The sequence below is a fragment of the Streptosporangium sp. DT93 genome, from assembly GCF_049844535.1.
Taxonomy (GTDB): domain Bacteria; phylum Actinomycetota; class Actinomycetes; order Streptosporangiales; family Streptosporangiaceae; genus Streptosporangium.
Genome location: NZ_JBNCLF010000001.1, coordinates 502,327 through 528,702, shown reverse-complemented (window position 1 = coordinate 528,702; position 26,376 = coordinate 502,327). Strand labels below are relative to the sequence as shown.

Genomic DNA, 26,376 nt, shown 5'->3' with positions numbered 1-26,376 from the left:
CCCGCCTACCGGGTCCCGGTGGCGGGGCTCCCGGGACGGGACCCGGTGACCGTTCCGGCGCGCCCGCGCAGGCCCGAGGCGATGACGGCCACCCCGGCGACCGCCATCGCGACCGGGACGAGCAGGGCCGTGCGGAAACCGCCGAGCGCGGCCTCCGGTGATCCGGCCGGCCCGGTGGCGGCGACGTACACGGCGGTCGCCGCCGCCAGGCCGAGCGCCGCGCCGAACTGGAACGAGGTGTACAGCAGGCCACCGGCGATCCCCTGCTCCTCCTCGCCCACCCCGTCGGTCCCGGCGATGGTGAACGGCCCGTACGCCAGCGAGAAGGCCAGGCCGAGGATGACCATGGTGGGGAACATCGCCGCGTAGGTCCAGTCGAGGCCGACCGGCAGGAACAGCAGGTAGGCCACGGCCGCCAGGCAGAGCCCGCACAGGATCACCCGGACATTGCCGAAGCGGTTCACCAGCCAGGGGGTGAGGGTCGGCGCGAGCACGGCGTCGATGCCGATGACCAGCAGGGCCAGGGCCGCCTGCAACGACGACCACCCGCGCAGTTCCTGCAGGTAGAGGACGACGAGGAACTGGAATCCGAAGAACGACCCCGAGAACAGCAGGAATCCCAGGTTGGCCCGCACCAGGGGACCCGAGCGCAGGAGACCCAGGCGCACCAGGGGCGCCGCCGAGCGCCGCTCGATCGCGGGGAAGACCGCGAGCAGCGCGAACCCGGCGGCGAACGCGCCGGCCGTCCAGCCCCACCCGGTGGCCGGTGCCTCCAGCCGGACGACCCCGAACACGAGCGCGAGCATCGCGCAGGTCACGGTGACCGTACCGGCCAGGTCGAAGCCCCGGACGGAGCCGCGCGGGCGTCCGTCGTCCGTGCGTCCGTCGTCCGTGCGTTCGCCGTCCGTGCGTCCGTCGTCCGGGATCAGGACGAGGGCGGCGGCGAGGATCAGGGAGGCCATGATCACCGGCGCGAAGAACACCCACCGCCAGTCGATCGCGGCCAACAGGCCGCCGACGACCAGGCCGACGGAGAAGCCGGCCGACGCCGTCCCCGCGTAGACCAGGAGGGCACGGTTGCGCCGGGGGCCCTCGGTGAAGCCGGTGGTGATGATGGAGAGACCGGCGGGCGCCATGAACGCGGAGGCCACCCCCGTCACGAAACGCGCGACGACGAGCATCCACTCCTCGGTCGCGAAACCGCCCAGCCCGGAGAAGACGACGAACACGCCGAGCCAGAGCACGAACATCCGCCGCCGGCCGAGCAGGTCGGCGGCCCGGCCGCCCAGCAGCATGAAACCGCCGTACCCGAGCACGTAGGAGCTCATCACCCAGCTCAGCGAGCCGGTGCTCAGCCCCAGGTCGGAGCGGATCGCGGGCAGGGCGACGTTCAGCATCGCCACGTCGATCCCCTCCAGGAAGATCGCGCCGCACAGCACGAACAACACGCCCCAGGCACGCCCGCCCATACGGTCGGCGCGGCCGGGACGATCGGCGGGCGCCGGAGAGGGTGTCAGGGAGGGTGGTGAGGACGACGATGTGGACACGGGACGACTCCTTGGGGACGGGGAACCGCGAAGACCGCCGCCGTTTCCCCGTGGCGGCCGGTTCCCTCTTGTAAGTAATCGCATCCTGAGGCAGCATCGACAGGCATGGAAGAAGGCACTTCGAAGTCACCGAGTCGCTGCGCGGACACCGGCGACGCCTACGTCGACGCGCGCCAGTGGGACACCCGGGAGGACTGCGAGGTCCGCCAGATCCTGGACCGCGTGGCGGACAAGTGGTCGCTGCTCGTCATCGCGCTCCTCGACCGGCGCTCCCTGCGGTTCACCGAGCTGAGCCGCGAGATCGACGGCGTCAGCCAGCGCATGCTCACCGTCACCCTGCGCCACCTGGAGCGGGACGGCCTGGTGCGCCGCACCGTGCACCCCGTCGTGCCACCGAGGGTCGACTACGAGCTCACCCCCCTCGGCATGACCCTGCACGACACGATCCAGTCGCTCGTCACCTGGACCGAACGGCACCAGAACGAGATCGCCGCGGCCCGCGCGGGCTACGACACCCACCGGGAGACCGCGCCGGCCGGACCGGACCCGCGGGTCGTGGCGCAACCCGGCGACGCGACGAAACCCGGCGACGCGACGGAATCCGGCGGTGCGACGGAAGTCAACGGCAAGACGAAACCCGGCGAGGCGACGAAACCTGGCAGCGCGGCAGGACTCGGTGGTGCGACGAAACACCGTGTCGTGGTCGCCAACCGTAACGAAACTCCGGCCGTGTCGTCGCCGCGTGAGGAATCGACGGCACCTCGTGAGGAAGGCGTCGACGGGGGCGATCCCCCGGGGTGCGAGATGTGCGGTGCCCCGCTCCGTGAGGCGCGCACGGGCCGTCCCGCGCGGTTCTGCGGCACGGCATGCCGCCAGAAGGCACACCGCCACCGTTCCCGCGCCGCCTCCCGTCCCACCGGCTGAGCCCACCCCTCCCGGCCGGCTCTTTCCACGAGCCGGTTCCTTCCCGCGAGCCCAGCACTTCCGCGAGCCCGCCCCTCCCGCGAACCCGGCTTCCCCGGAGAGCCCGGTCCTCCTGCGGAGCCGGGGGCGGGAGCGGTCCCGCAAAAGAGGGCAAAGGCCTGTCCAAGGGTTCCGTGTCCTGGCCGCCCGCCGACGCCGCAGCGTGTCTGCTGGACAGCGGTAATGTCACCGCTCACCTGGAGGGTCGGAGATGAGGAAGTTGCTTCGTACCGGCGTGCTCGCGCTCTGCGTGTTCACGGCCGGATGCGGCGCCGCCGACGACGGGAGCACGACCGAACCGTTGGTCGCGGACCAGATCAAGGCGTCACCCACCTCGCCCGCGGACCCCTCGGCGGCCACCAAGGCCAGGGTCGAGCTGCGCGAGACGCGGATCGGCAGGGTCCTGGCCGGGGAGGGGGGCCGCACGCTCTACGCCTTCGAGAAGGACAGGAACGGCAAGTCGTCGTGCTCGGACGCCTGCGCGCGGGCCTGGCCGCCGTACGTCACGGACGGCGAGCCGCAGGCCGGCAAGGGGGTGAAGGCGGACCTGCTCGCCACCACCGCCCGGGACGACGGCACGACACAGGTGACCTACGCGGGCCACCCGCTCTACTACTTCGCCAGGGACACCGCGGCCGCGGAGGTCAAGGGGCACGACGACGAGGGTTTCGGCGACGACTGGTACGCGCTGAGGGCCGACGGGAAGAAGGTCGACGACTGAGCCGCCCCGCCGACGTCACCGGCTGATCCGGTCCGTCGTCACCGGCCGATCCGGCCCGGCGGGAGTCGCGTCCCGGCCCGCCGGGTAGGGACAGGAGTGATCCCGCCCGGCGGAGGCCCGTACACCCGGGGCGTGAAGCGTGAAGGGTCCGTCGTCACCGCGGCGGACCCTTCCCCTGTCCCCGTGGAGACCCCTTGACCTCGGGGTCAGGTGGACTCGCGGACGATCAGCTCCGTGGGCAGGATCGCCGACGAGGCGGGGCCGCCGTCGAGGCGGCGCAGGAGGAGACGTACCGCGGTCCGGCCCTGCTCCGTCCCCGGGACGCGCACCGTGGTGAGCGCGGGCACCGTGTGGGAGGCGGCCGCGATGTCGCCGAAACCCGCGACCGCGACGTCCTCGGGCACCCGCCGCCCGGATTCGGCCAGCGCCCGCAGGGCCCCGATCGCCATCGCGTCACCGGCCACGAACACCGCGTCGAGCGCAGGGTCGTCCCGCAGGAGCTGGCGCATCGCGTCCGCGCCCGAGGCGATGGTGAGATCGCCGACGGCGATGATCGACCGGTGCCCGGTGTCGCGCAGCGCCTCCCGGTACCCCTCCAGCCGTGCCCGCGAGGCCATGCAGTCCGGCGGCCCGGCGATGGCGGCGATCCGCCGCCGTCCCCGCACCAGCAGGTGCGCCACCGCCGCCGCGGCCCCGCCCACGTCGTCGACGCCGGTGTACGGGGTGTGCGCCGCCACCGGCCTGCCCAGGACGACGAAGGGAACGCCCGTGCGGGCCAGCTCGGCCTGGAGCGGGTCGGCGGCGTGGCCGGACACGAGCACCACCCCGTCCACGTATCCGGAGGCGGCGTGGCGCTCCACCCGCAGGCGGCCGTCCGCCGAGTCGGCGAGCATCAGGGTGACCCGCTTGCCCGCCTCCTCCAGCTCCCGGGTGACCGAGCGGACGGTCGCCGAGAACGCCACGTCGTCGGCGCCCGCCGCGGCGGCCGGGTCGGAGACGACCAGCGCGATCGAGTCGGTGCGCCGCGTCACCAGGCTGCGCGCCGCCGAGTTGGGGACGTACCCCAGCTCGTCGACGGCGTTCATGACGATCGCGCGGAACTCGTCGCTGACCGTGCCCTCACCGTTGATCACCCTGGAGACCGTGGACCTGGACACCCCGGCGCGGGCGGCGACGGCCTCCAGGGTGGGCCGTCTGGCGCGTTCGCGGTGCAGCCCGTTGTGGCGGATCACCTCGCGGTACCACAGCGCGCTGTCCTTGGGCAGCCGACGCTGCGTCTCGAAGTCGACGTGCACGATCCCGAAGCGCTTGCGGTAGCCCTCGGCCCACTCGAAGTTGTCCAGCAGCGACCAGACCAGGAAGCCGCGCAGGTCCGCCCCGGCCTCGATCGCGGCGTGCGCGGCCCGCAGGTGACCCTCGAAGAAGGCGGTCCTGTCGGTGTCGTGCACGCGGTCGCCGTTCACCACGTCGTCGAACGCGGCGCCGTTCTCGGTGACCAGCAGGCCGACCTCGGGGTAGTCGCGCGAGAGCCGGGTGAGCACCTGGGTGAGGCCGGTGGGCACGATCGCCCAGCCCATCGCGGTCGTCGGGGCGTGGGCCCCGCTGAAGCGGATGTCCTCGGTCCCCGGGTAGGCGGCGTTGGCCGGCTCGCCCGGCTCGGAGCGTACGACGCAGGGCGTGTAGTAGTTGATCCCCAGCAGGTCGACGGGCTGGTTGATCGTCTCGAGGTCGCCGTCGCGGATGTGGTCCAGGCCGCCGGTCCTGTCCATGATCTCCAGCACCGGGCGGGGGTACTCCCCGCGCAGGGCGGGGTCGAGGAACTGGCGGTTGATCAGGCAGTCGACCCGGTTCACGGCCTCGGCGTCCTCGGCGGACAGGGGAAGGTCCGGGTCGGTCAGCCGGCCGGGCGTGAGGACGGGCGCCAGGTTCAGGGTGAGGGCGATCTCGCGGGCGCCGCCCTCGCGCAGCACCCGGGCGCTCAGCCCGTGGGCGAGCAGGAGGTGGTGGGAGGCGCGGAACGCCTCCTCGGACGAGGCGCGGCCCGGCGCGTGCACGCCGATGCCGTATCCCAGCACGGCGTTCACCCACGGCTCGTTGACCGTCATCCACGTCCCGACCCGGTCACCGAGCCGGTCGTGCACGATCCGCGCGTAGTCGGCGAAACGGTAGGCCGTGTCGCGGGCGGTCCACCCGCCGAGATCCTCCAGCGTCTGGGGGAGATCCCAGTGGTAGAGGGTCGCGTACGGCGCGATGTCGGCCGCCAGCAGCTCGTCCACCAGCCGGTCGTAGAAGTCCAGCCCTCCGGCGTTGACCGGGCCGGACCCCGCCGGCTGGATCCGGGGCCAGGCGACGGAGAACCGGTAGGCCCTCAGGCCCAGGTCCGCCATGAGGCGGACGTCGTCGGCGTGGCGGTGGTAGTGGTCGCACGCGACGTCCCCGGTGTGGCCGTCGGCGATCCTGCCCGGCGTGTGGGAGAAGGTGTCCCAGACGGACGTGCCGCGCCCGTCCACGTGTGCCGCGCCCTCGATCTGGTACGCGGCGGTGGCCGCGCCCCAGACGAAACCGGGGGGAAAGGCCAGGGTCTCGCCCCGGGGCGAGACGGTCGTTGCGGTCATGCTCCGAAAACCCCCGTCGGCTCTCGCGACTGCCGAGATGCGCGGGGCGGTGGCGGGTCGCCATCGTCCCGGACGGTGAGGCACCTCACCGTCATCATGGGCGCGGGTGTCCCGGGTGTCGAGAGGACCGCCGGAGCCGGCGTCGCCGCGCTTCCCGCGTCCGTGATCGGCGACACAGTAACCGATCACACCGACAAAAGGGATAGGACGCCACCGGACGACCCAGGGCGCCACCGGACGGCTTCGCGCGTCCGAGGGGCTCCGGGCTGACTCGGGTGCCACCGGAGGACCCAGGGCTCCACCGGACGGCTTCGCGTGTCTCGACGGCTCCGGGTATCCGAGCGGCTTCGGGCATCCGGACCGCGCCGGAGTCTCAGGCGCCGGGAAGTCTCAGCACGCGGTCGAGCAACTGGCGGTGATGGGCCAGGAAACGCCGCCGCGTCTGCGGGTCGGCGGAGACCGATTCGCCCGCCTCGGCGATCATCTCGCCGTGCAGGAACCCGTACACGCTCCAGACCAGCGTCCGCACCAGCAGGTCCTCGTCCACCTCGCCGTCGACGAAACCGGCTCTCGCGGCCGAGCGGATCGCGTCGGCGGTGAGGCTCATGAGCGGGATCGAGTGGGTCCGCTCCACCTCGGGGATGTCCGCGGCGTCACCCAGCCAGCGGTGGATCCACAGCGCGGGGATCTGCGGATTGGCGACGCAGAAGTCCAGGTAGCTCTCGGACAGTCCGTACAGGGCGGCGGCGGTCCCCCTGGCGTCGGTCCCGGGGAGCGCGGCGAGCGCGCCCTCCACGACGGCCCGTTCCGCCCGGCTGGCGTGGTCGACGACGGCGAGGTAGAGGTCGCGCTTCTCACCGAACCGCTCCTGGATCCACGCCGGGTCCTCGCCGGTGGCCTCGGCCATCGCCTGGAGCGAGGTGCCGTCGTAGCCGAGCGCGGAGAAGAGCCGCATCGCGGTGGTGATGACCGCCTGGCCCCGCGGGTCCTCGTGGGGAGTCATACCTCCGATTCAAGTCCCCGGTACGTGCGCGGGCGGCCGAGCGTTGGTCTCGACGCGGTCAAACCTGTGTTCGCAATACCTCGCCCCCGACGAACCGGCGGGCCGCGGGTCAGGAGGGCAGGATCCGCAGTTCGCCCGTCAGGGTCAGGGCGGTGATCCGGCGCGGCGCCGAGGGGTCGAGCCGTACCTCGACGGTCGCGTCGCCGGAGTCGGTCCGCACGTCGTACCCCCTCCCGCCGGCCTCGTCCGGAACCCTGATCTCGATGTTCCCGGCCGTCCTCACCACCGCCCTGACGCCGGCGGGTGCGGCCGTGAACCCCAGGATGACGTCTCCGTAGCCGGTCTCGACGTCGGATTCGGCGGACCTCAGGTCGTTGCCGATCACGTCGCCCCTGTGCACCCTCACCCGCAACGTGCGCGGTGAGCCGTTCACGATCACGTCACCGGCGTCGGCCGCGAGGCGCAGGTCGCCCCGGAGGCCGGTCGCCGACACGGTCCCGTCACCGTTCGCCGCCTCGACGCCGGTGGTCGCGGGCAGGGTCAGGACGTAGTGCGTCCGGCAGGCAGGGTCGCGGGTGCCGCGGGTGCCGCGGGTGCCGCGGGTGTCACGGGTGTCGTCGGGGGTGGCGGGGGTGGCGCCGGTCTCGCCGGGGCAGCGGGAGTCGACGGTGAGCGTCCGGCCGTCCCACCGCTCGGTGACCACGGGCCGGTTCCTCGTCCACAGGAGCTCGCGCCTGACGTCCAGCCGGCTCTCGCGACCGGCGACGATCGAGAGATCGACGGGACCCGTGGCCCGCACCACGACCTTCGGCGAGGTGAGCGCGTGGGACCTGGAGGTGGTCTCGACGATCCGGCCGGGCTCGTTGATCTCCGCCAGCGCCGCCAGCGTGGTGAAGGCCACGGCGAGCGCGGTGAGCGCCCCGCCCAGGGCGAGCCAGAGGATCCGGACGGTGTTTCGTGTCGGCATGTTCTCTCAGACCTTGAGGAAGCGCAGGACGGCGAGTACCCGGCGGTGGTCCTTGTCGGCGCCGGAGAGGTCGAGCTTGGCGAAGATGTTGTTGATGTGCTTTCCCACCGCGCTCTCGGAGACCACCAGGGCCTCGGCGATCCCGGTGTTGGACCGGCCCTCCGCGATGAGCGACAGCACCTCGTACTCCCTGCGGGTCAGCCGGTCCAGCGGGTCGCTGCGCCCCCGCAGCAGCAACTGGGCGACCACCTCGGGGTCCAGGGCGGTGCCGCCCGCGGCGATCCGGCGTACCGCGTCGAGGAACTCCTCGACATCGGCCACCCGGTCCTTCAGCAGGTAGCCGATCCCCCCGGTCGCGGTGGACAGCAGCCGGGTGGCGTAGCGCTCCTCGACGTACTGGGAGAGCACGAGGATCGCCAGCGCGGGCCGCTGCCGGCGCAGCACGAGCGCGGCGCGCAGCCCCTCGTCGGTGTGCGAGGGCGGCATCCGCACGTCGGTCACGACGAGGTCGGGGTCGTGCTCGTCCACCGCGCGGAGCAGCCCGTCGGCGTCGGCCACGGAGGCCACCACCTCGATGCCCGCCGAGCCGAGCAGGCGGACCAGTCCCTCGCGCAGCAACACGGAGTCCTCGGCGAGCACTACACGCACGGCAGCTCCACTCTGATCGTCGTCGGCCCGCCCGGCGGGCTGTGGACGTCCAGGATGCCGTCCACCGACGCCACCCGCCCCGCCAGTCCGCGCAGGCCGGTCCCCAGGTCCGGATCCGCCCCGCCGACGCCGTCGTCGTGCACGGACAGGTGGAGGCGGTCGCCGTCGCTGCCGACGACGACCTCGGCGCCGGACGCCCGCGCGTGCTTGGCGATGTTGGTCAGCGCCTCGGAGACGACGAAGAAGGCCACCGCCTCGATCGTGGGGGCGACCCGCCCGGCCAGGTCGGCCCGCACCCTCACCGGGAAGGGGGCCCGCGCGGCGAGACCGGACAGCGCCGCGTCCAGGCCCTGCTCGTCCAGCACCGCCGGGTGCAGCCCGCGGACGACGTCGCGCAGCTCCCGCAGGGCCAGCTTGGCCTCCTCGTGCGCCCGCACGATCACCTCGCGGGCGGGCTCCGGCAGGTCGGTGAGGGTGGCGCGGGCCATCCCCAGGTTCATCGCCAGCGACACCAGCCGCTGCTGGGTGCCGTCGTGCAGGTCGCGCTCGATGCGACGGCGTTCGGCGTCGGCCGCGTCCACCACCCCGGCGCGGCTCTCCCGCAGCGTCTCCACCCGCAGCACGAGCTGGTCGCTGAGGCTGGGGCCGAGCAGGGCCTCGGCGGCGATCACGTCCAGCGTGGTGAACCCGCGCGCCACCCACGGCGCGGCGACGAACAGGATCCCGGAGAGGAAGACGTACGCCACGCTCTCCCAGGTCTCCGCCAGCGCCCAGTGCCGCACGGCGAGAACGGCCGTGACCAGGGCGCCCGACCACGCCCCGACGACGGACAGGGCGCCGACGCCGTTGATCAGCGCGGTCAGCAGGTGGTACCCGATCCGGCGCCAGGTGCTCCAGGTCCGCGTCTCCTGCAGCAGCCGCCGCAGCGGGTTCCTGCTCAGCGGGCGGCACGGGACCGGCGCGATGCCGACGTCGAGGAAGGCGGCGAACCGGGACCGCTGTACCCGGGTGAGCAGCCGCACGACCACGAAGAACAGCAGCAGCGCCGCCACCGGCACGACCACGGTCCACACCAGCAGCACCGCGGCCGCCACCAGGGCCGAGAGCACCGTGACACCCGCCAGGGCCAGCGGCACCCCCGAGACCAGGTGGGCGGTACGCAGCCAGGTCCGCGCCGACCAGTGAGCGCTGATCCTCGTCCAGGGAGTGGGCAGCTCGACGGCGGGCATCTCGACGGTGGTCATGACACCACCGTAAGGATCTCGGCGTTCCGGGCACATGGGCGAGAGGCCCGGGAAAAAGGTGAGGCAGGCCCCACCGTCCCCGCGCGTGCCGGAGCGCCACGGATCACGGTCGACGGTCACGACCCGCGTGACGACCGTCCCCGCGCGTGCCGGGGTGCCCGCACGGGCCTTCTCGGCCCCGCCTACCCTTGGGGGATGGGTGCCGCGCGTGACGACCGCCCCCGTCCGGGGCCGGCGATGAGGCGGCCCCCTCCCGCTCGCGGAGTCCCACCCGGCCCACCGGACCCGTCCGCATCGGACGACCCGTCCGTTCCGCCCGGCTCATCCGCTCATGAGAACGCCTCCTACGACTCCACTGGCTCCCCTGGCTCCACTGGCTCCCCTGGCTCCCCTGGCTCCGCGGGTTCCGCGGACTCTCATGGTTCCGCGGGCCCCTCCGGCTCCCACGGTTCCTCGGGCTTCTGCGGCCCCTGTGACTCCTCCGGTTCCTCCCGGCTCTTCGCCGACGATCCGATGTCCGCACCGCTGACCTACCCCGGCCGTCTCCCCTCGGCCGCCGGGCTGCTCGCCGACGACCGTTTCCTGCCGATGACGGAGGTGCCCGGAGCCCTCGCCGGCGGGCTGGTCCGGTCCGGCGACCGGACCGCGACGCTCGCCGACCACCTGGCCGACCTCGGCGCGGCACCGCTGGAGGCGCGCCGGCCGGTGATCGCGGTGGGCTCCAACGCCGCCCCCGGCCAGCTGCGCCGCAAGTTCGCCGCCGCCGGGATCCGGCCCGTCGCCCCGCTGACCCCGGCCGCCGTGCACGGTGTCACCCCGGGGGTCTCGGCGCACGTCAGCCGGTACGCCTACCTGCCGGCCACGCCCGTCGAGGCACAGGGGGCCTCGCTGCTGTTCGTGGTCTGGGTGGACGACACCCAGCTCGGGGTCCTGGACGCGACGGAGCCGAACTACCTCCGGCTGGTGCTGCCCGACGACTCCTTCCCGGCCACCCTCCCCTCGGGCGAGACGCTCCCGTCGTGCCACGTCTACGTGAGCAGGCACGGATGCCTGGTGGACGAGGAGGGCGTGCCACTGCCGCTCGCCCCCCAGCGCGAGCTGATCGGGCACCTGCTGGGGCGGTCGGCGGCGCTCCGGCGGCTGTTCGGGCGGACCCCGGAGGAGTTCGTGCTTGGCGCCGGGGAGGAGGGGACCCGGGAGGTCGCCCGCGCGCTGTTCGTGAGCGACGGTCTCGCGGACCCCGGCGCGGTCGGGCTCCACCGCCTTCTGCTCCCGCCCCCCGAACCGCGCACCTGACGCGGGGAGAACCGCTTCCCCGACCGTGTTCTCCGCCGCCGATCCGGCGAGCGGAGCCTGAACCGCGCATCCGACCTCCGTGGGCCGTGCGCCCCGGGACGGCCGATCCCCGGAGGCGTGATCCCTCGAAGATAACCCCAATAGGGGTAGCGATGGGTTATAAAGGGGAAGGCGCGTCCGGGGTGTCCTCCGTCCCCATGGCGAGGGTCCCGTCGGGGAGCGGTCACGGGCTGCCGGGAACCGTGCCCCACCGCCGCGCGCCCGCCCGTTCGTCCGCGGACCGGACGCGTCATCGGCCGTCGAAGGGTTGTGTCCGTGAAGCGTGTGCTGCTGCTGGCGACCGGTGACACCATCGCCCACTCCTACGACCCCGACCGGCCGGGGGCCGCGTCCGGGGCGGAACTGCTGGCGGCCCTGCCGTCCGGCGCGATCACCGCGGACGTGGTGGCCGAGGACGTGATGGCGGGGCCCAGCTGGGACATGTCACCCTCGACGATGCTGGAGCTGGCCCGCAGGACGCGCTCGGCCATCCTGGAGCGCGGGTTCGACGGCGTGGTGGTCACTCACGGCGCCGACGGGCTGGAGGAGACCGCCTACCTCGCGGACCTGCTCGCGGGCCGGGCGGCCGAGCGCGGCGCCATCGTGCTGACCTGCGCCGTCCGCTCCAGGGACGAACCGTCCGCGGACGGGCCGCGCAACCTCGCCTCCTCCGTCACCGCCGCGGCCGACGAGGCGCTGCGCGGTGCCGGGGCGGTGGTGTGCGTCAACGACGAGATCCACGCCGCCCGCTGGGTGAGCATGACCGACGCCACGGGCGTCGCGGCGTTCTCCTCGGCGCCCTTCCCGCCGCTGGGACGCCTGTCCGGCGGGCGGGTGGAGACGATGATCCCGCCTCCGCCGAGGCCACCGGCGTTCGGGGGGGACCCCGCCTCGGACGTCGCCCTGATCAAGACCTATCCGGGGATCGAGGCCGGACTGCTCACCGCGGCCGTGGACGCCGGAGCCCAGGGCATCGTGCTGGAGGGGACCGGGACGGGCAACGTGCCGGTCGGCCTGTTCTCGGCGATCGCCGAGCTGACGGAGTGGGGGATCCCGGTGGTCGTCGCGTCACGCTGCCGTACCGGCCGGGGGCCGCTGGGCGAGGTCGGTCCCGTGGGAGGGCTCGCCGCCACGGTGGGGGCGATCGGCGCCCGCGGGCTGGCACCCCAGAAGGCGCGGTACGCGCTGATGGTGGCCCTCGGAACGGGGGGTATCGACGCGGTCCGCGCGTGGTTCGATCGGCTGTGACACCGGCGAGGTGTTTATGGATAGGTAAAAAATAGGGGGACCGGGGAGTATCTCTCGTCTGACGGGGCACGTCGGGAGAGTCCGTGACCCGGTGGAGGGCTGGGGAGGCCTCCACCGGGTCACTTCTTTCCGAATATTTCGGTCCATGCCCCCGACGCGTCCCGCCGCGCCCGCGCTCAGGCGGGGATCGAGACGCCGACACCGCCGCGGGTCCCGGCGCCGTAGCGCTCCTTCTCCCGCGCGATGTCCAGGGGCCTGATCGTCGTGCGCCCCTCCAGCGCCTCCTCGGTCAGCAGGTCGGCGGGGACCAGCCAGGAGACCTCGAACTCCAGCCCGTCGGGGTCCTTGGCGTACAGCGCCTTGGTGGTGGAGTGGTCGGAGGTGCCGACCAGGGCGTCGAGTTCGCCGAGCTTGAGGGCGATCCGCTCCAGCTCCTCCAGGGTGTCGACCTCCCAGGCGAGGTGGTAGAGGCCGACGGTCGCCCGTCCGGCGCCGGACGGGCCGGCCTGCGCGCCCATCTCGAAGAGGCCGAGGTCGTGGTCGTTGGTGGATCCCGAGGCCTGCAGGAACGCGGCCCGTGGCGTGCCCATGACCACCGTGAAGCCGAGGGCCTCCCGATAGAAGGCGACGCTCCGCTCCACGTCACGGACGAAGAGAACGGCGTGGTTGAGACGCTGGACCGGCATGGTTCCTCCTAAAGCTTGAACTCTCAAGTATGTTACCTCATTTCCTTGAGAGTTCAAGTAAGATACGAGGGTGACGCGATGGCTTGACGATGACGAGCAACGTGCCTGGCGTACGTTCCAGGCCGCCTCGCAGCTCGTCCATGAGGAGCTGGACCGGCAGCTGCAGCGCGACGCCGGCATGCCGCACGCCTACTACGCGGTGCTGGTGAAACTGTCGGAGGCGCCCGGCCGCACGATGCGGATGAGCGAGCTGGCGGCGGAGGTCAACGCCTCGCAGAGCCGCCTGTCGCACGCGGTGAAACGGCTGGAGGAACGCGGCTGGGTCCGCCGCCGGCCCTGCGCGTCCGACAGGCGCGTGAGCTGGGCCGTCCTCACCGACGAGGGGTTCGCGGCCCTGGCCGCCGCCGCCCCCGGTCACGTCGAGGCGGTACGGCAGACCTTCCTCGACCGCCTCGACCCCGAACAGCTCCGCCACCTGACCGCCCTGTGCGCGGCCATCCTCCCCGCCCCGGGTGCCTCCACCGTCCCCGACCAGCACTGATTCGGCACGACATCCTCCCGCTCGGGCCGCTTCCCCCTAATCTGGGCGGGTGATGATTCGCGACGGCGGCCCCGGCGACGCCGGGGCCGTGCTCACGATGTTCGACAGTGCCGTGCGGTTCCTCGTGAGCCAGGGGCGCATCGGCCAGTGGGGCGGCGAGCCGTTCAGCGGCGACCCCCAGCGGATCGAGCAGGTCCGGCAGTGGGCGGCGGGCGGCGGGATGCGCATCGCCGAGATCGACGGCGAGCCGGCCGGGTGCGTCGTGGTGGGGCCGCCGAACCCGTACGTCATGCCGGCGACCGAGCCCGAGCTGTACGTGCGGGCACTGGTGATCGACCAGCGCTTCTCCGGCCGCCGGGTGGGCCGGACCCTGCTCGACCGGGCGGCCGAGGAGGCCGTCCGGCACGGGGTGGGGCTGCTGCGCGTCGACTGCTACGCCGGTGACGACGGCCGCCTGGTCGGCTACTACGAACGATGTGGCTTCACCCGGTCGATGCCGTTCTACGTGGGCACATGGCCCGGCATGATCCTGCAACGCCGCCTGCTCCCGTAACGCCTGTCAGCACAGCGCCATCGGGTCGGCTATTACGCGGTGGATGATTCGTCCGGCGGCTCCCAGGGTCGCCGCGTCGCCGCCCAGGTGGGAGACGGTCAGCTCGGGCACGGTGTGCCGCATCGCCGACAGCCGGGCGGTCATCGTCCGGTGCGCCGGTTCCCTGATCCACTCGAACAGCGGCGCGAAGACGCCGCCCAGCACGATGGTCCCCGGGTCCATCAGGTGAACCGCCGAGGTCAGGGCGATGCCGAGGGCCCGGCCGGCGCGATCGCAGGCCTCCAGCGGGCGCCGTTCGCCCGCGCGCAGGCGCTCCAGCAGCTCCGGCACCCCTCCGGTGGCCCCGCCGAGTCCCGCGGCCCGCAGCAGCGCGTCCTGCCCGGCGTACTGTTCCAGGCAGCCGCGGCCGCCGCAGCGGCAGGCGGGCCCGTCGGGGGCGACGACCACGTGTCCCAGCTCTCCCGCCAGGCCGTGGGCGCCGCGGAAGAGGGCGCCGCCGACGACCAGGCCCGCGCCGATGCCGATCTCCCCGGACACGTGCAGGAAGTCCTCGGGGGCCGAGCCGAACCAGAGTTCGCCCAGGGCGGCGAGGTTGGCCTCGTTGTCCACCTCCACGGGCAGGTCGAGCAGGTCGGGCACGCGGACGTCGTGCCAGCCCAGGTTGGGGGCGGCGTGCACCAGGCCCCCGTCCACGGGGCCGGGCACGGCGACGGTCGTACCGGCGATGAAGAGTCCCTGCGCCCGCGCTTCATCCACAGCTTTCTGGGCAAGTTCCCGCAGGTGAGAGAGGGTTTCCACAGGTGGGGCCATGCGGTTGTCCACAGCCTGTGCATATCGCGTCCGCACGGTCAGCGTCAGATCGACGACGCAGGCCGACAGGTAGTCGACGTTGATCTCCAGGCCGAGCGCGGCCACCCGCCCGCCGCTGAGCGTGACGGCGGTGCCGGGCCGTCCCCGCTCGCCGTCCCTGACCGCGCCGGACTCGGCGACCATGCCCGCCGTGATCAGGTCGCCGACCATCTTGGAGACCGTCGTCTTGGTCAGCCCGGTGATCTCGGCGAGCGCCGCACGGCTGACGGGACCGCTCCTGCGGACCTCGGCGAGGACCACGCCGAGGTTGCGCGCGCGCATCGCGTCATGGCGCAGGGCCTGTGTCATGGAACAACCACCTCTTGACGATCCCACCAGCTCGATACATATTAAGTCCATAACGTGGATTAATTCGGAGGAAACACAGATGAGCGCCTATACCCCCACGCCCGAGGACCGCTTCACCTTCGGACTGTGGACCGTCGGCTGGCAGGCCCGCGACCAGTTCGGCGACGCCTCCCGGGCGGCGCTGGACCCGGTGGAGAGCGTCCACCGCCTCGCCGAGCTCGGCGCCTACGGCGTCACCTTCCACGACGACGACCTGCTCGCCGTCGAGTCCGACCGGGACAAGGCGATCGCCGCCTTCAAGAAGGCGCTGGCCGAGACCGGGATGAAGGTCCCGATGGCCACCACGAACCTGTTCACCCACCCGGTCTTCAAGGACGGCGGGTTCACCAGCAACGACCGCGAGGTCCGCCGCTACGCGCTGCGCAAGGTCATCCGCAACATCGACCTCGCCGCCGAGCTCGGCGCGACCACCTACGTCTGCTGGGGCGGGCGCGAGGGCTCGGAGTCCGGTGCCGCCAAGGACGTCCGCGCCGCGCTCAGCCGCTACAAGGAGGGCATGGACGCGCTCACCTCGTACGTGATCGACAAGGGCTACGACATCCGGTTCGCGCTGGAGCCCAAGCCGAACGAGCCGCGCGGCGACATCCTCCTCCCGACCGTCGGCCACGCCCTGGCGTTCATCAACGAGCTGGAGCACCCCGAGCGCGTCGGCCTCAACCCCGAGGTGGGCCACGAGGAGATGGCCGGGCTCAACTTCGCGCACGGCATCGCCCAGGCCCTGTGGCAGGGCAAGCTCTTCCACATCGACCTCAACGGCCAGCACGGCCCCAAGTTCGACCAGGACCTGATCTTCGGCCACGGCGACATCAAGAACTCCTTCTTCCTGGTGGACCTGCTGGAGAACGGCGGCTACGACGGCCCCCGGCACTTCGACTACAAGCCGCTGCGCACCGAGGACGCCGACGACGTCTGGGTCTCGGCCGCGGCCAACATGCGCACGTACCTGATCCTGAAGGAGAAGGTGAAGGCGTTCCGGGCCGACCCGGAGGTCGCCGAGGCGCTCGCCGCGAGCAAGGTCGCCGAGCTGTCCGAGCCCACGCTCGCCCCCGGCGAGACGCTCGCCGACCTGGACCGCGACGACTTCGACCTGGAGGCGGTGGCCGCGCGCGGCTTCCACTTCACCCGCCTGAACCAGCTCGCCGTCGAGCACCTCCTCGGGGTCCGCGGATGACGCTGGTGGCCGGGGTCGACTCCTCGACCCAGAGCTGCAAGGTGGTGATCAGGGACGCCCGTACGGGCGCCCTGGTCCGCCAGGGCCGCGCGGCCCACCCCGACGGCACCGAGGTGGACCCGGCCGCCTGGTGGGAGGCGCTGCGCGAGGCGCTGGAGCGGGCCGGCGGGCTGGACGGCGTCGAGGCGATGAGCGTCGGCGCCCAGCAGCACGGCATGGTCTGCCTGGACGCCGACGGCGAGGTGGTCAGGAAGGCGCTGCTGTGGAACGACACCCGTTCCGCGGGGGCCGCCGCCGACCTGGTCGGCGAGCTGGGCGGCCCGGAGCGGTGGGCCGAGGCGGTGGGCAGCGTGCCGGTCGCCTCGTTCACCGTGACCAAGCTCCGCTGGCTGGCCGAGCACGAGCCGGACTCCGCCCGCCGCACCGAGCGTGTCTGCCTGCCGCACGACTGGCTCACCTGGCGGCTGGGCGGCGAGTTCGTCACCGACAGGGGCGACGCCTCGGGCACGGGCTACTGGTCGCCCGCGACCGGTGCCTACCGGACGGACCTGCTCCAGAAGGCCTTCGGCGCGCTCCCGGAGCTTCCGGCCGTGCTGGGCCCCCGCGATCCTGCGGGGGAGGTACGGCCCGCCTCGGGGATACCCGCCGCCGGAACGGTGCGGCTGGCCCCGGGGACGGGCGACAACATGGCCGCGGCACTCGGGGTCGGCGCGCTGCCCGGCGACGTGGTGGTCTCGATCGGCACCTCGGGGACGGCCTTCGCGGTCGCCGAGAGCCCGAGCGCGGACCCGAGCGGTTCGGTGGCCGGGTTCGCCGACGCCACCGGCCGGTACCTGCCGCTGGTGGCCACCCTCAACGCGGCCAGGGTCCTCGACGCGACCGCGCGGATGCTCGGGGTGGGCCTGGCCGACCTCGACCGGCTGGCCCTGTCGGCGCCTCCGGGCGCGGGCGGCCTCGTGTACGTGCCGTACCTGGAGGGCGAGCGCACCCCGAACCTGCCCACCGCCACCGGCTCGCTGCACGGCCTGACCCTCGCCACCTCCACCCCGGAACATCTGGCCAGGGCGGCGGTCGAGGGCCTGCTCTGCCACCTCGCCGACGCCTTCGACGCCCTCGGGCTGGACCCGGCCAGGGTGCTGCTCATCGGCGGCGGCGCCCGGTCCGAGGCGGTACGGCGGATCGCCCCGGCCGTCTTCGGGCGGCCGGTGGTCGTCCCCGAACCCGGGGAGTACGTGGCCGACGGGGCGGCGCGGCAGGCCGCCTGGCTGCTCGGCGGCGACGAGCCCCCGGCCTGGGAGGCGGGCGGGGCCGAGCACCACGAGGCCGACCCCGTCCCCGAGGTCAGGGCCCGCTACGCCGAGGCCCGCGCCCTGCGCTGAACCGCCCGCCCCGGACCTCCCCGCCCCCGCACCTTCGACCCCGGCCCCCCGGAGCTTCGCCACCTCGACCCGATCCTCCTCCCCGGCTCCGGGGGCGACGCCGGGCCGAGGGGGCGGACCCCGGACGGGGTCGGCGATCCCGGGCCGTCTCAGGGGCGCCTCAGGGTCGGATCAGGGGTGCCGCCGGATGTCTGAAACGCTCTCCGGCGGACAGTCTTGACCCATGCTCGCGTCGAAGAGGCTCTACCCCCTGATCGCATGCGCCGCCCTCGTGACGGCCGCGCTGGCCGCCGTCGTCGGACAGATCGGCCCGGCCTCGTACACCGGTCCGCTGAACCTGCCGATCAGCGCGTACGCGGTGCTGGACCGCGGAGGGGCGACCTCGCTCATGCTGGCGTCGCTCGGGGTCGCGGCCCTCGCCGTGGTGGCCGGGCTGCGGGCGGCGAAGGCGCGGGCAGGCCTGCCGGCCGAGCGGCTGATGCTCGTCTGGGGCGCGGGCCTGATCGTCGTCGCGACGCTGCCCGCCGTCCTGCCCGCGACCGCCATGGAGAGCGTCGCCCAGGTCCACCACCTCGTGGCGGTCGTCGCCCTGGTCGCGATGTCCGCGGCCGGTGGCCTGATGGCGGCGCGGTTCAACGCCGACGAGCGGTGGCGGCCGGTGGCCAGACCGGTGGAGTGGCTGGCGCTGGCCGGCGGGTTCGGCCTGCTGGCCCTCACCTACGTGGCGCTTCCCGGCCAGGGCGTGCTCATCGGCCTCGTCGAGTGGGGTCTGGTCGGGATCGGGGCCGTGCTGACCGGCGTTCCCGCCGTCCTGCTGGCGCGGCCGAGCCGCGTGCGGAGCGCCGCCCCGGCCTCACACGCCGTCCTGAGCTGACCCGGACGTCCCGGGCGGCCCGAAGCCGATCCCGGCGTCGTGCGCCGTCCTGAGCCGATCCAGGCGCCGCACGCCGTCCCGAGCCGATCCCGGCGTCCGTACACCGTCCCGAGCCGGCCCCGGCGTCACACGCCGCCCTGGGTCGGCTTTTTCTCTTCCCTATAGCTATTTCCTGACATGTCACAAATGGAATACAAATAAGAGAAGCCGCCAGTGCTATTCTCGTCGGCGATCTAGAGATCGCCCGGGGCCTTCCCCGGCGATCCCAGAGCGAGCCGTTGAGGTGACATGGCATCGAGCACATCCATCCGGTTCAAGATCTCGGTGCTGCTGGTCATTCCGCTGACCTCACTCGTGGCGATCTGGGGCTTCGCGGCGGTCGTCACCGTCGGCGACTCGGTGAGCATGCTCTCGATCGGCACGCTGTACGCGACCGTGGGCAAGCCCGCCGGTGAGCTGGGCAGCGAGGTCCAGCGCGAGCACATCCTGTCCGCCGAGTTCCTGGCCACCCGCTCCGACGCCGACCGCCGCACCATGGCGGAACAGCGCGCCGTCACCGACCGGGCGCGTTCCCGCTTCCGCCGCGAGACGGCAGGGGAGGCGGCGCGCTCGGAGATGTCCGACGAGATGCGGACCCACCACGCCGAGCTGCTGCGGCAGGCGGAGACGCTGGACGCGATCCGCGCCAGGATCGACGACGGGCGGATCGGCCCGGTGGGGCTGTCGGAGGAGTTCTCCCGGCTGCCGGACGCCCTGAGCAGGCTCTTCAACACCCTGAGCCTCACCAACGACCTCCCGCTCTACCGCCAGTCCCGCGGCGTCACGATGATGAACCAGGCCGCGGACCTGCTCAGCCGCGAGCGGGCGCTGGCCGCCGGGGTGCTGGCGCTCAAGGGGCCGATGACGGAGACCGAGGCCCGGCTGTTCGACCGGCTCGCCGCCAACCGGATCTTCCTGATGGAACAGGCGATGCCGGAGCTCGACTCCTCGCTGCGCGGTCCCTTCTCGGAGATGATCGCCTCCTCCACGTACGCCCGCTTCACCGCGCTGGAGAACCGGCTGCTGTCCGGCGATCGCGTGTCGTCCGCCGACTGGCGCAGCGCGGGTGACGCGCTGGACACCACCTACCGGCGGTCCCTGGCGGTCGCGGCCCCCGAGCTCGTCGACCGGGCCGCGCCCGTGGCGACCGCCGCCTTCGTCCGCGCGGGTGTCGTCGGCCTGATCGGCCTCGTCGCGGTCATCGCGTCGCTGCTCGTCTCCTACCGGATCGGCAGCGGGATCACCCGTGAGCTCGCCGCCGTGCGCGGGGCCGCCGCGGAACTGGCCGAGGCCCGGCTCCCGCGGGTGATGAGCAGGCTGCGCCGTGGCGAGAAGGTGGACGTGGCGGCCGAGGCGCCCCCGCTGGAGCCGGTGGGCAGCACCTCCGAGATCCACGACGTCGCCGCCGCGTTCGACAGCGTGCAGCGCAGCGCGGTGAACGCCGCCGTGGAGCAGGCCAGGCTGCGCGAGGGCGTCTCCCACGCGTTCCGCAACCTGGCCCGGCGGAGCCAGTCGCTCCTGCAGCGCCAGCTCAAGCTGCTCGACGGCATGCAGCAGCGGGCCGAGGACCCCGAGGCGCTGGAGAACCTCTTCCGGCTCGATCACCTGACCACCCGGATGCGCCGTCACGCCGAGGGCCTGGTGATCCTGTCCGGCGGGGCGGCGGGCCGCAGGTGGCGCTCGCCGGTGCCGATGGAGGACGTGCTGCGCGGCTCGGCCGCCCAGGTCGAGAGCTACACCCGGGTACGGATCCACCCCATGGGCGGCACCACCCTGGCCGGCAACGCCGTCGCCGACATGATGCACCTGTTCGCCGAGATCCTGGAGAACGCCACCGTCTTCTCCCCGCCGGACAGCCAGGTCTCGGTCCGTGGCGAGCCGGTGCCCGGGGGCTTCGCCGTCGAGATCGAGGACAGGGGACTCGGGCTGACCGACGCCGAGCGCGCCGCCGTCAACGAGCGCCTGGCCAGCCCGCCGGAGTTCGACCCGGCCGAGACCGACCGCCTGGGTTTCACCGTGGTCGGGATGCTGGCCGCCCGGTACGACGTCAAGGTGACGCTGGGCCCCTCCCCGTACGGGGGGACCGGGGTGGTCGTCGTCCTCCCGGCCGTACTGCTCGGCGCCCCCGACCCCGAACCCGTGGAGCCGCAGCGGCCGGAGCCGCCGGTTCTCACCGTCCTGCCGACGCGTACCGGACGGGCCGAGCCCGCCGGATCGGCCCGGCGGGCCGGTCTCGCGGAGCGGCCGGCGTGGGCGACGGCACCGACCCGGACGAGCGAGCCGGGCGAGCCCGGGGCGCCGAACGGGGAGCCGGGCGGGCCGGGGGAGCAGGCGGTGCCGATCCCCGCGGACCTGTGGAAGCCGGTGCGGCGCACCGGCGGAGGTCTGCCCCGCAGGGCACGGCGCGCGGACACGCCGCCACGGCCGGACGTCCCCTCGGGCGCCCCGTCCGAGGCGGAGGCCGGGGCGCGTTCCCCGGAGGAGGCGAGGGCGCTGATGAGCGCCCTGCAGTCGGGCTGGCGGCGCGGCCGGGCCGAGGACGGGAACGGCGGTACCACGCGGTGAGCCGGAACCACGACGCCGACCGCGCGAACGGGCCGTCGGGAACAGCCGGAACGACGGAAACCACGCGAACGGCCGGAACGACGGGCACGACGGGAACGATGGGAACGGAGCCGCCGGACCGGAGGGGACCGGCGGCCAACGAGATCATCAGACAGGAAGGGGTTTCATCACGTGCCGGGTGAGCTGCATTGGCTTCTGGATGACTTCGTCACGAGCGTGGCGGACGTCTCGCACGCGCTGATCCTGTCCAACGACGGGCTGATGATGGCCTCGTCCCGAGAGCTGTCCAAGGAGGACGCCGATCACCTGTCGGCGGTGGCCTCCGGGTTCCAGAGCCTCGCCAAGGGCACGAGCCTGCAGTTCGGTGGCGGGGCGGTACGGCAGACGATGGTGGAGATGGACTCCGCCTTCCTCTTCGTCACCTCCGCCGGGCAGGGCAGCTGCCTGTCGGTCATGACCACCGGCGCCGCCGACGTGGGCCTGATCGCGTACGAGATGGCCCGCCTGGTCACGCGTGTCGGCCAGCATCTGGCCACAGGGCCGAGGATGGCCGGGCAGTGACCGACGACGTGGAGTGGATCGACGAGGAGGCCGGTCCCGTCGTCCGCCCCTACGCGATGACCGGAGGGCGCACCAGCACGTCCTCCTCCTCGCTCGACCTGCTCTCGACGGTGACGGTGACGGGGGCGCAGGTCTCCTCAGGGGCGAACCTGGGACTGCAGCACCGCAGGCTGCTCGGCCTGTCCGGGCGGTCCCGGCCGATCGTGGAGATCGCGTCGGACTCGGGCCTGCCGCTCGGCGTGGTCAAGGTCCTGCTGGGGGACCTGCTCGACCAGGGACTCATCCTGGTACGGCCGCCCGCCCCCGCGGCGTTGCCCACGGACAGCCTGCTGAGGGAGCTCATCAGCGGCCTGCGGGCGCTCTGACCCCCCGGCCCGGCCCCCGGCTTCCTGGCGCCGAGGGCTCGGCTCCGCCTCCGGCGGTCAGCTCTGGCTGGCCGTCAGCACCTTCAGCGAGTGCTCCACCAGCGTCACCAGCACCGTCTTCGCCGACACCCGGCGCCGCACGTCGCACAGGAGCACCGGCACGTCCACGTCGAGGTCCAGTGCCACCCGGACGTCCTCGGCCTCGTGCCGGTCGGCGCCGTCGAAGCAGTTGACGGCCACGATGAACGGCGTGCCGCGCTGCTCGAAGTAGTCGATGGACGGGAAGCAGTCGGTCAGCCGCCGGGTGTCGGCCAGCACCACGGCACCCAGCGCGCCGTAGGACAGCTCGTCCCACATGAACCAGAACCGTTCCTGGCCGGGCGTGCCGAACAGGTAGACGACCAGGCCGTCCCTGATGGTGATGCGGCCGAAGTCCATCGCGACCGTGGTGGTGGTCTTGCCCTCGACACCGTCGACGTCGTCGATGCCGATGCCGCGGTCGGAGAGCACCTCCTCGGTGCGCAGCGGGCGGATCTCGCTGATGGCGCCCACGAGCGTGGTCTTGCCGACCCCGAAACCGCCCGCGATGAGAATCTTGAGGGCGACGGGTTCGTCAGAGGGCCCGAAGTCCATTGATCACTTCCTTGAGAATGCGCTCGCTCGCGGAGGCGCGCCCGATCGAGATGAGCCTTTGGTCCTTCAGGTCGCCGAGGAGGACCTTGACCACGCCGAGCGGCAGGTTCAGGTCCGAGGCGACGTCGGCGACCGAGGTGGGGGTGGTGACCATGGCGAGGATGCGTTCCTGTTCCGGTCCGGGGACGAACCCCCCGGACGAGACGGAGCGGGTCGAGGTGACCATCGCGACCAGGTCCAGCGTGTCGCCGGAGGAGCGGGTGCGACCCCCGATGAGCGCGTACGGCCGGACGACGGGCCCGGCCTCCTCGTCCATCCAGTGCGTCATCCGGACCTCCCGCACCGGGCCCGGCGGTCCAGCGGTCCCTGGGGGTCGCGCCCGCCGCTCACGAGAGACCTTGGCGCGGGTTGGCGGAGATGTGCTGGCCGACCCGCTTGACCAGCATCGCCATCTCGTACGCCACGTGGCCGACGTCGGCGTCGGCGCTGCTCAGCACGGCCAGGCAGGTGCCCTGCCCGGCGGCGGTGACGAACAGGAACGCCGACTCCATCTCCACGATGGTCTGGCGCACCTCCCCGCCGCCGAAGTGGCGTCCCGCGCCGCGCGCCAGGCTCTGGAACCCCGCGGCGACCGCGGACAGATGTTCGGCGTCCTCGCGGCTGAGACCCTGGGAGAAACCGACGGCCAGCCCGTCGGTGGAGAGGATCACGGCCTGGCGCACCGCGCCCACCCTGCCGGTCAGGTCGTCGAGGAGCCAGTTCAGCTCGCCGGTGTTATTCAATTTTCCGGTCACTTGTCCTCCTTGTCGCCTGTGGTGTGGTGTGGCGATTCATTGTTCTGCTCCTCGCGTCCGCGCCGGGCGCCCGCCTGGAAGGCGGAGAACATCGCGCGGATCTCCTCGGGTGAACGTTCCTCGCACGGTTCCGCCTTCGGTGCCGGTGCGGCCGACGCCTCGCCCTCCTGGCGGAGTTGAGGCGCCAGGTTCGCCTGGCGTACCCGGCGGGGCAGGCCGCCGGGTCCGGCGGGAGGTTGTACGGCCGACGGGCGCGCCGCCGGGCAGCCGGTCACGGCGCCGCCGCCCTTGGCGGGCGCCTCCCGCGTCTCGGGGGGCGCCGGGGACGTCCTCGGAGCCCTCGTGCCCAGGGCCGCCCCGGCCGGGGACGGCACCGGCCGCGACGGATCGGCGGGGGAGGACATCGGCCGCGAGGGGGCCGCCGGGGAGGACGACGGCGATGAGGGATCGGCGGGGGAGGTCACGGGACGGGACGGGCCGGCCGGGGACGACCCCCGGCGGGGGAGTGCTCCGGGAGGGGGGGAGGACGCCGGGCCGGGGGGCGTCCCCCGGACCGTCTCGCGCCCGCCGTCCTGGCCGGGCCGCTCCCGGAGGCCGGGCACCGGCGACCGGGCGGGCAGGTCGGTGACGACGCTGAGCGAGGGGGCGGCCGCGGGCTGGGCGGGCTGGGCGGCCGGGGCGGCGGCACGCGTCCTGCGGGGCAGGCCGCCTCCGCCCGGCGCGGACGGGAGCGCCTCGCGCTGGGAGGGCAACAGCCCCTCCGGACGCTCGTCCACGCGCTCGGCGGTGTACGACGCCCGCTGCGCCGTGAGGGTGAGGGGCACGCCCTGGGCCATCAACGTCCGGGGCAGGAGCACGATGGCCGTGGTGCCGCCGTACGGCGAGCCGCGCAGGATGACCTGGATGTCGTGCCGGGAGGCGAGCTGACCCACCACGAACAGGCCCAGCCGGTCGCTGTCGGCGAGGTCGAACTCCGGCGGGTCGGCCAGCCGCGCGTTGACGGCCTCGTACTCGGCGGGGGTCAGGCCCAGGCCGCGGTCCTCCACCTCGATGGCGAACCCGTTGGCCACGACGTCGCCGCGGACGGTGACCGTGGTCTGCGGCGGCGAGTAGATCGTGGCGTTCTCGATCAGCTCGGCCACCAGGTGGGTGATGTCGGCGACCGCGGTTCCGTCGAGCGAGACGTCGGCCACCGGCAGCACGTTGACCCGGGTGTAGTCCTCGACCTCGGCGATCGCGGCCCGCAGCGCGTCGATCACCGGCACCGGCCTGCGCCACGACCGGCCGGGGGCCGCGCCGGACAGGATGATCAGGCTTTCCGCGTGCCGCCGCATGCGGGTGGTCAGGTGGTCCAGCCGGAACAGGTCGTGCAGGCTGTCGGGGTCGGTCGCCCGGCGCTGCATGCTGTCGAGCAGGGCGAGCTGGCGGTGCAGCAGGCCCTGCTTGCGGCGGGCCAGGTTCACGAAGACCTGGCTGACGCCGCGCCGCAGGTTGGCCTGGCCGACGGCGGCCTCGACGGCGGTGCGCTGCACCGAGCCGAAGGCGTGGGCCACGTCGTGCACCTCGGTCGAGCCGCCCGCCTGGATCGGCGGCGCCTCGGAACGCACGTCGACCTCCTCGCCGCGCCGCAGGCGCTCCACGACCCGGGGGAGCCGCACGTCCGCCAGCTCCAGCGCGGCCGAACGCAGCCCGGCCAGCTCGGAGGCGAGGCGACGGCCGAAGCGGACCGAGATGATGATCGACGCGACCACCGCGATCAGGCCGACGCCGCCGGCGATCACGATCCGGATCAGGACGTCGGTGGCCACCCCCTGGGCGCGGTCCGCCAGCATGCGGGCGGCGGCGGCGTTGACCTTGTCGAGCCGGGCCGAGACCTCGCTCACGGACGCCTTCCAGGCGGCGGCCTCGGGGGGCAGGAAGTCGCCGGTCCCCCCGGCGACGGCCCGCTCCAGCTCGGTGAACCTCTCGAAGACCGAGGAGCGGAACGTGTCGCGGTAGGGACCGCTCAGCTCGGCGTCGAGCGAGGCCACGCCGCGGTTGTGCAGGAAGCGCCGGGTGGTGACGTACTCGCCGAAGGCCCTGCGCTCCTCCTGTGACATCCGGTTGTCGACCAGCGCGCCGCTGACCAGCGCGTTCTCCCGGGCGATCATCTCGTGGGCGTTGCCCATCCCCTGCATGGCCGCGGCCTGCTGGAAGATCGGCAGGTCGGGCACCGCGGTCATCTGGGTGTACACGAGGAAGACCGAGTCGAGGATCTGGTTGTAGCTCGACACCACGTTCAGCCGCGACTGCTGTCCGCCGTCGACGCCGGAGCGGACGCTCGGCAGGCCGTCGAGCCGGCGCAGCAGCTCGTCCAGGGAGTTGCGCAGTTCCGGGGTGACGGCCTCGTCGCCGGCGGCCGCCTTCTTGAACGCCTCGACCGAGCGGTCGGTGCGGGCGCGCTGCTCGCCCATCCCGCTGGTGATGACCCGGGAGCTGACCACCATCGACGACCGCGTCCGCTCGGCCTGCAACTGGAGACCGAGGTCGGTGGAGGTGAGACCCACCGTCTGGTAGAGGGTGTTGGCGCGCAACAGCGCCATCCCGTCGCCGACGGTCAGGTTGAGGGCGAATCCCCACAGCGCGCTGAGGGAGAGCAACGGCAGGAGCAGCAGCAAGAAAATCTTGAACCGAATCGAGCGGTTCCTAGAGCCCATGTCCACTCGT

At 73.1% G+C, this 26,376-nt stretch carries 24 protein-coding genes; 12 read left to right on the top strand and 12 right to left on the bottom strand.

The features are described 5' to 3' along the window. Positions 1-5 precede the first annotated feature (5 nt). On the bottom strand, positions 6-1,547 hold the full coding sequence (locus ACLQ2R_RS02470) for an MFS transporter (RefSeq protein WP_425957601.1): 1,542 nt from the start codon (positions 1,545-1,547) through the stop codon (positions 6-8). A gap of 105 nt (positions 1,548-1,652) precedes the next feature. On the opposite strand from ACLQ2R_RS02470, the gene ACLQ2R_RS02465 reads away from it, so the two are divergent. Both ACLQ2R_RS02465 and ACLQ2R_RS02460 read left to right on the top strand, forming a co-directional pair. Next, a complete protein-coding gene (locus tag ACLQ2R_RS02465; RefSeq protein ID WP_425957600.1) occupies positions 1,653-2,471 on the top strand; it encodes a winged helix-turn-helix transcriptional regulator in 819 nt (272 codons plus the stop codon). A 250-nt stretch (positions 2,472-2,721) separates the two neighbouring features. Continuing rightward, complete coding sequence (locus ACLQ2R_RS02460; protein WP_425957599.1) at positions 2,722-3,231, top strand: COG4315 family predicted lipoprotein; 510 nt, start codon at positions 2,722-2,724, stop codon at positions 3,229-3,231. 206 nt (positions 3,232-3,437) lie between these two features. Here the strand turns inward: ACLQ2R_RS02460 and ACLQ2R_RS02455 are convergent, their stop codons facing one another. The 5 genes from ACLQ2R_RS02455 to ACLQ2R_RS02435 form a co-directional block, all read right to left on the bottom strand. Continuing rightward, complete coding sequence (locus ACLQ2R_RS02455) at positions 3,438-5,846, bottom strand: GH1 family beta-glucosidase (RefSeq protein WP_425957598.1); 2,409 nt, start codon at positions 5,844-5,846, stop codon at positions 3,438-3,440. A 373-nt stretch (positions 5,847-6,219) separates the two neighbouring features. Continuing rightward, positions 6,220-6,849, bottom strand: coding sequence for a TetR/AcrR family transcriptional regulator (locus ACLQ2R_RS02450; RefSeq protein WP_425957597.1), 630 nt, complete (start codon positions 6,847-6,849; stop codon positions 6,220-6,222). Between the two features lie 109 nt (positions 6,850-6,958). Then, positions 6,959-7,816 carry a DUF4097 family beta strand repeat-containing protein gene (locus ACLQ2R_RS02445; protein WP_425957596.1) on the bottom strand — a complete coding sequence of 286 codons (858 nt, stop codon included), beginning with the start codon at positions 7,814-7,816 and terminating at the stop codon, positions 6,959-6,961. A 6-nt stretch (positions 7,817-7,822) separates the two neighbouring features. Further along, the gene (locus tag ACLQ2R_RS02440; protein WP_386240066.1) at positions 7,823-8,464 is read right to left on the bottom strand and encodes a response regulator; all 642 of its coding nucleotides are present in this window, start codon (positions 8,462-8,464) and stop codon (positions 7,823-7,825) included. After that, positions 8,455-9,708, bottom strand: coding sequence for a histidine kinase (locus ACLQ2R_RS02435; RefSeq protein ID WP_425957595.1), 1,254 nt, complete (start codon positions 9,706-9,708; stop codon positions 8,455-8,457). The genes ACLQ2R_RS02440 and ACLQ2R_RS02435 overlap by 10 nt, the downstream gene beginning before the upstream one ends. 513 nt (positions 9,709-10,221) lie before the next feature. Here ACLQ2R_RS02435 and ACLQ2R_RS02430 point away from each other — a divergent pair. Together ACLQ2R_RS02430 and ACLQ2R_RS02425 are read left to right on the top strand one after the other, a co-directional pair. Next, a complete protein-coding gene (locus ACLQ2R_RS02430; RefSeq protein ID WP_425957594.1) occupies positions 10,222-11,004 on the top strand; it encodes a hypothetical protein in 783 nt (260 codons plus the stop codon). A 315-nt stretch (positions 11,005-11,319) separates the two neighbouring features. Beyond that, a complete protein-coding gene (locus ACLQ2R_RS02425; protein ID WP_425957593.1) occupies positions 11,320-12,291 on the top strand; it encodes an asparaginase in 972 nt (323 codons plus the stop codon). Between the two features lie 176 nt (positions 12,292-12,467). Here ACLQ2R_RS02425 and ACLQ2R_RS02420 read toward each other — a convergent pair whose 3' ends face one another. Continuing rightward, on the bottom strand, positions 12,468-12,977 hold the full coding sequence (locus ACLQ2R_RS02420; RefSeq protein ID WP_425957592.1) for a VOC family protein: 510 nt from the start codon (positions 12,975-12,977) through the stop codon (positions 12,468-12,470). A gap of 70 nt (positions 12,978-13,047) precedes the next feature. On the opposite strand from ACLQ2R_RS02420, the gene ACLQ2R_RS02415 reads away from it, so the two are divergent. Next, positions 13,048-13,518 carry a MarR family winged helix-turn-helix transcriptional regulator gene (locus tag ACLQ2R_RS02415; RefSeq protein ID WP_425957591.1) on the top strand — a complete coding sequence of 157 codons (471 nt, stop codon included), beginning with the start codon at positions 13,048-13,050 and terminating at the stop codon, positions 13,516-13,518. 52 nt (positions 13,519-13,570) lie between these two features. Next, positions 13,571-14,071 (top strand): GNAT family N-acetyltransferase, encoded by a 501-nt coding sequence (locus tag ACLQ2R_RS02410; protein WP_425958156.1) that lies wholly within the window; start codon positions 13,571-13,573, stop codon positions 14,069-14,071. 6 nt (positions 14,072-14,077) lie between these two features. Here ACLQ2R_RS02410 and ACLQ2R_RS02405 read toward each other — a convergent pair whose 3' ends face one another. Next, on the bottom strand, positions 14,078-15,229 hold the full coding sequence (locus ACLQ2R_RS02405) for an ROK family protein (protein WP_425957590.1): 1,152 nt from the start codon (positions 15,227-15,229) through the stop codon (positions 14,078-14,080). A 79-nt stretch (positions 15,230-15,308) separates the two neighbouring features. On the opposite strand from ACLQ2R_RS02405, the gene xylA reads away from it, so the two are divergent. From xylA to ACLQ2R_RS02375, 6 genes are all read left to right on the top strand, one after another. Next, positions 15,309-16,460 carry a xylose isomerase gene (gene xylA, locus ACLQ2R_RS02400; RefSeq protein ID WP_425957589.1) on the top strand — a complete coding sequence of 384 codons (1,152 nt, stop codon included), beginning with the start codon at positions 15,309-15,311 and terminating at the stop codon, positions 16,458-16,460. Then, positions 16,457-17,839 carry a xylulokinase gene (gene xylB / locus ACLQ2R_RS02395; protein ID WP_425957588.1) on the top strand — a complete coding sequence of 461 codons (1,383 nt, stop codon included), beginning with the start codon at positions 16,457-16,459 and terminating at the stop codon, positions 17,837-17,839. The genes xylA and xylB overlap by 4 nt, the downstream gene beginning before the upstream one ends. Positions 17,840-18,062: 223 nt before the next feature. Further along, complete coding sequence (locus ACLQ2R_RS02390; RefSeq protein WP_425957587.1) at positions 18,063-18,713, top strand: DUF998 domain-containing protein; 651 nt, start codon at positions 18,063-18,065, stop codon at positions 18,711-18,713. 288 nt (positions 18,714-19,001) lie between these two features. Continuing rightward, positions 19,002-21,317, top strand: coding sequence for a nitrate- and nitrite sensing domain-containing protein (locus ACLQ2R_RS02385; protein WP_425957586.1), 2,316 nt, complete (start codon positions 19,002-19,004; stop codon positions 21,315-21,317). A gap of 171 nt (positions 21,318-21,488) precedes the next feature. Further along, the gene (locus ACLQ2R_RS02380) at positions 21,489-21,878 is read left to right on the top strand and encodes a roadblock/LC7 domain-containing protein (RefSeq protein ID WP_386240055.1); all 390 of its coding nucleotides are present in this window, start codon (positions 21,489-21,491) and stop codon (positions 21,876-21,878) included. Further along, complete coding sequence (locus ACLQ2R_RS02375) at positions 21,875-22,243, top strand: DUF742 domain-containing protein (RefSeq protein ID WP_425957585.1); 369 nt, start codon at positions 21,875-21,877, stop codon at positions 22,241-22,243. The genes ACLQ2R_RS02380 and ACLQ2R_RS02375 overlap by 4 nt, the downstream gene beginning before the upstream one ends. 57 nt (positions 22,244-22,300) lie before the next feature. On the opposite strand, the gene ACLQ2R_RS02370 is transcribed toward ACLQ2R_RS02375, so the two are convergent. The 4 genes from ACLQ2R_RS02370 to ACLQ2R_RS02355 are packed head-to-tail and all read right to left on the bottom strand — an operon-like array spanning position 22,301 to position 26,327. Next, complete coding sequence (locus ACLQ2R_RS02370; RefSeq protein ID WP_386240053.1) at positions 22,301-22,876, bottom strand: GTP-binding protein; 576 nt, start codon at positions 22,874-22,876, stop codon at positions 22,301-22,303. Then, positions 22,857-23,204: a DUF742 domain-containing protein gene (locus tag ACLQ2R_RS02365; protein ID WP_425957584.1), complete on the bottom strand. Its 348-nt coding sequence runs from the start codon at positions 23,202-23,204 to the stop codon at positions 22,857-22,859. Before ACLQ2R_RS02365 ends, ACLQ2R_RS02370 begins: the two co-directional genes overlap by 20 nt. 58 nt (positions 23,205-23,262) lie before the next feature. After that, positions 23,263-23,670 (bottom strand): roadblock/LC7 domain-containing protein, encoded by a 408-nt coding sequence (locus tag ACLQ2R_RS02360; protein WP_425957583.1) that lies wholly within the window; start codon positions 23,668-23,670, stop codon positions 23,263-23,265. Further along, entirely contained in the window at positions 23,667-26,327 is a 2,661-nt protein-coding gene (locus tag ACLQ2R_RS02355; RefSeq protein ID WP_425957582.1) for a sensor histidine kinase, read from the bottom strand. The genes ACLQ2R_RS02360 and ACLQ2R_RS02355 overlap by 4 nt, the downstream gene beginning before the upstream one ends. Positions 26,328-26,376: the final 49 nt, after the last annotated feature.

Bases quoted from the DNA above. Each gene is read 5' to 3' on its own strand.
- ACLQ2R_RS02445 (WP_425957596.1), bottom strand. From the start codon at position 7,816: ATGCCGACACGAAACACCGTCCGGATCCTCTGGCTCGCCCTGGGCGGG.
- ACLQ2R_RS02455 (WP_425957598.1), bottom strand. From the start codon at position 5,846: ATGACCGCAACGACCGTCTCGCCCCGGGGCGAGACCCTGGCCTTTCCC.
- ACLQ2R_RS02390 (WP_425957587.1), top strand. From the start codon at position 18,063: ATGCTCGCGTCGAAGAGGCTCTACCCCCTGATCGCATGCGCCGCCCTC.
- xylB (WP_425957588.1), top strand. From the start codon at position 16,457: ATGACGCTGGTGGCCGGGGTCGACTCCTCGACCCAGAGCTGCAAGGTG.
- ACLQ2R_RS02430 (WP_425957594.1), top strand. From the start codon at position 10,222: ATGTCCGCACCGCTGACCTACCCCGGCCGTCTCCCCTCGGCCGCCGGG.
- ACLQ2R_RS02460 (WP_425957599.1), top strand. From the start codon at position 2,722: ATGAGGAAGTTGCTTCGTACCGGCGTGCTCGCGCTCTGCGTGTTCACG.
- ACLQ2R_RS02385 (WP_425957586.1), top strand. From the start codon at position 19,002: ATGGCATCGAGCACATCCATCCGGTTCAAGATCTCGGTGCTGCTGGTC.
- ACLQ2R_RS02435 (WP_425957595.1), bottom strand. From the start codon at position 9,708: ATGACCACCGTCGAGATGCCCGCCGTCGAGCTGCCCACTCCCTGGACG.
- xylA (WP_425957589.1), top strand. From the start codon at position 15,309: ATGAGCGCCTATACCCCCACGCCCGAGGACCGCTTCACCTTCGGACTG.
- ACLQ2R_RS02370 (WP_386240053.1), bottom strand. From the start codon at position 22,876: ATGGACTTCGGGCCCTCTGACGAACCCGTCGCCCTCAAGATTCTCATC.
- ACLQ2R_RS02365 (WP_425957584.1), bottom strand. From the start codon at position 23,204: ATGACGCACTGGATGGACGAGGAGGCCGGGCCCGTCGTCCGGCCGTAC.
- ACLQ2R_RS02465 (WP_425957600.1), top strand. From the start codon at position 1,653: ATGGAAGAAGGCACTTCGAAGTCACCGAGTCGCTGCGCGGACACCGGC.
- ACLQ2R_RS02410 (WP_425958156.1), top strand. From the start codon at position 13,571: ATGATTCGCGACGGCGGCCCCGGCGACGCCGGGGCCGTGCTCACGATG.
- ACLQ2R_RS02420 (WP_425957592.1), bottom strand. From the start codon at position 12,977: ATGCCGGTCCAGCGTCTCAACCACGCCGTTCTCTTCGTCCGTGACGTG.
- ACLQ2R_RS02405 (WP_425957590.1), bottom strand. From the start codon at position 15,229: ATGACACAGGCCCTGCGCCATGACGCGATGCGCGCGCGCAACCTCGGC.
- ACLQ2R_RS02450 (WP_425957597.1), bottom strand. From the start codon at position 6,849: ATGACTCCCCACGAGGACCCGCGGGGCCAGGCGGTCATCACCACCGCG.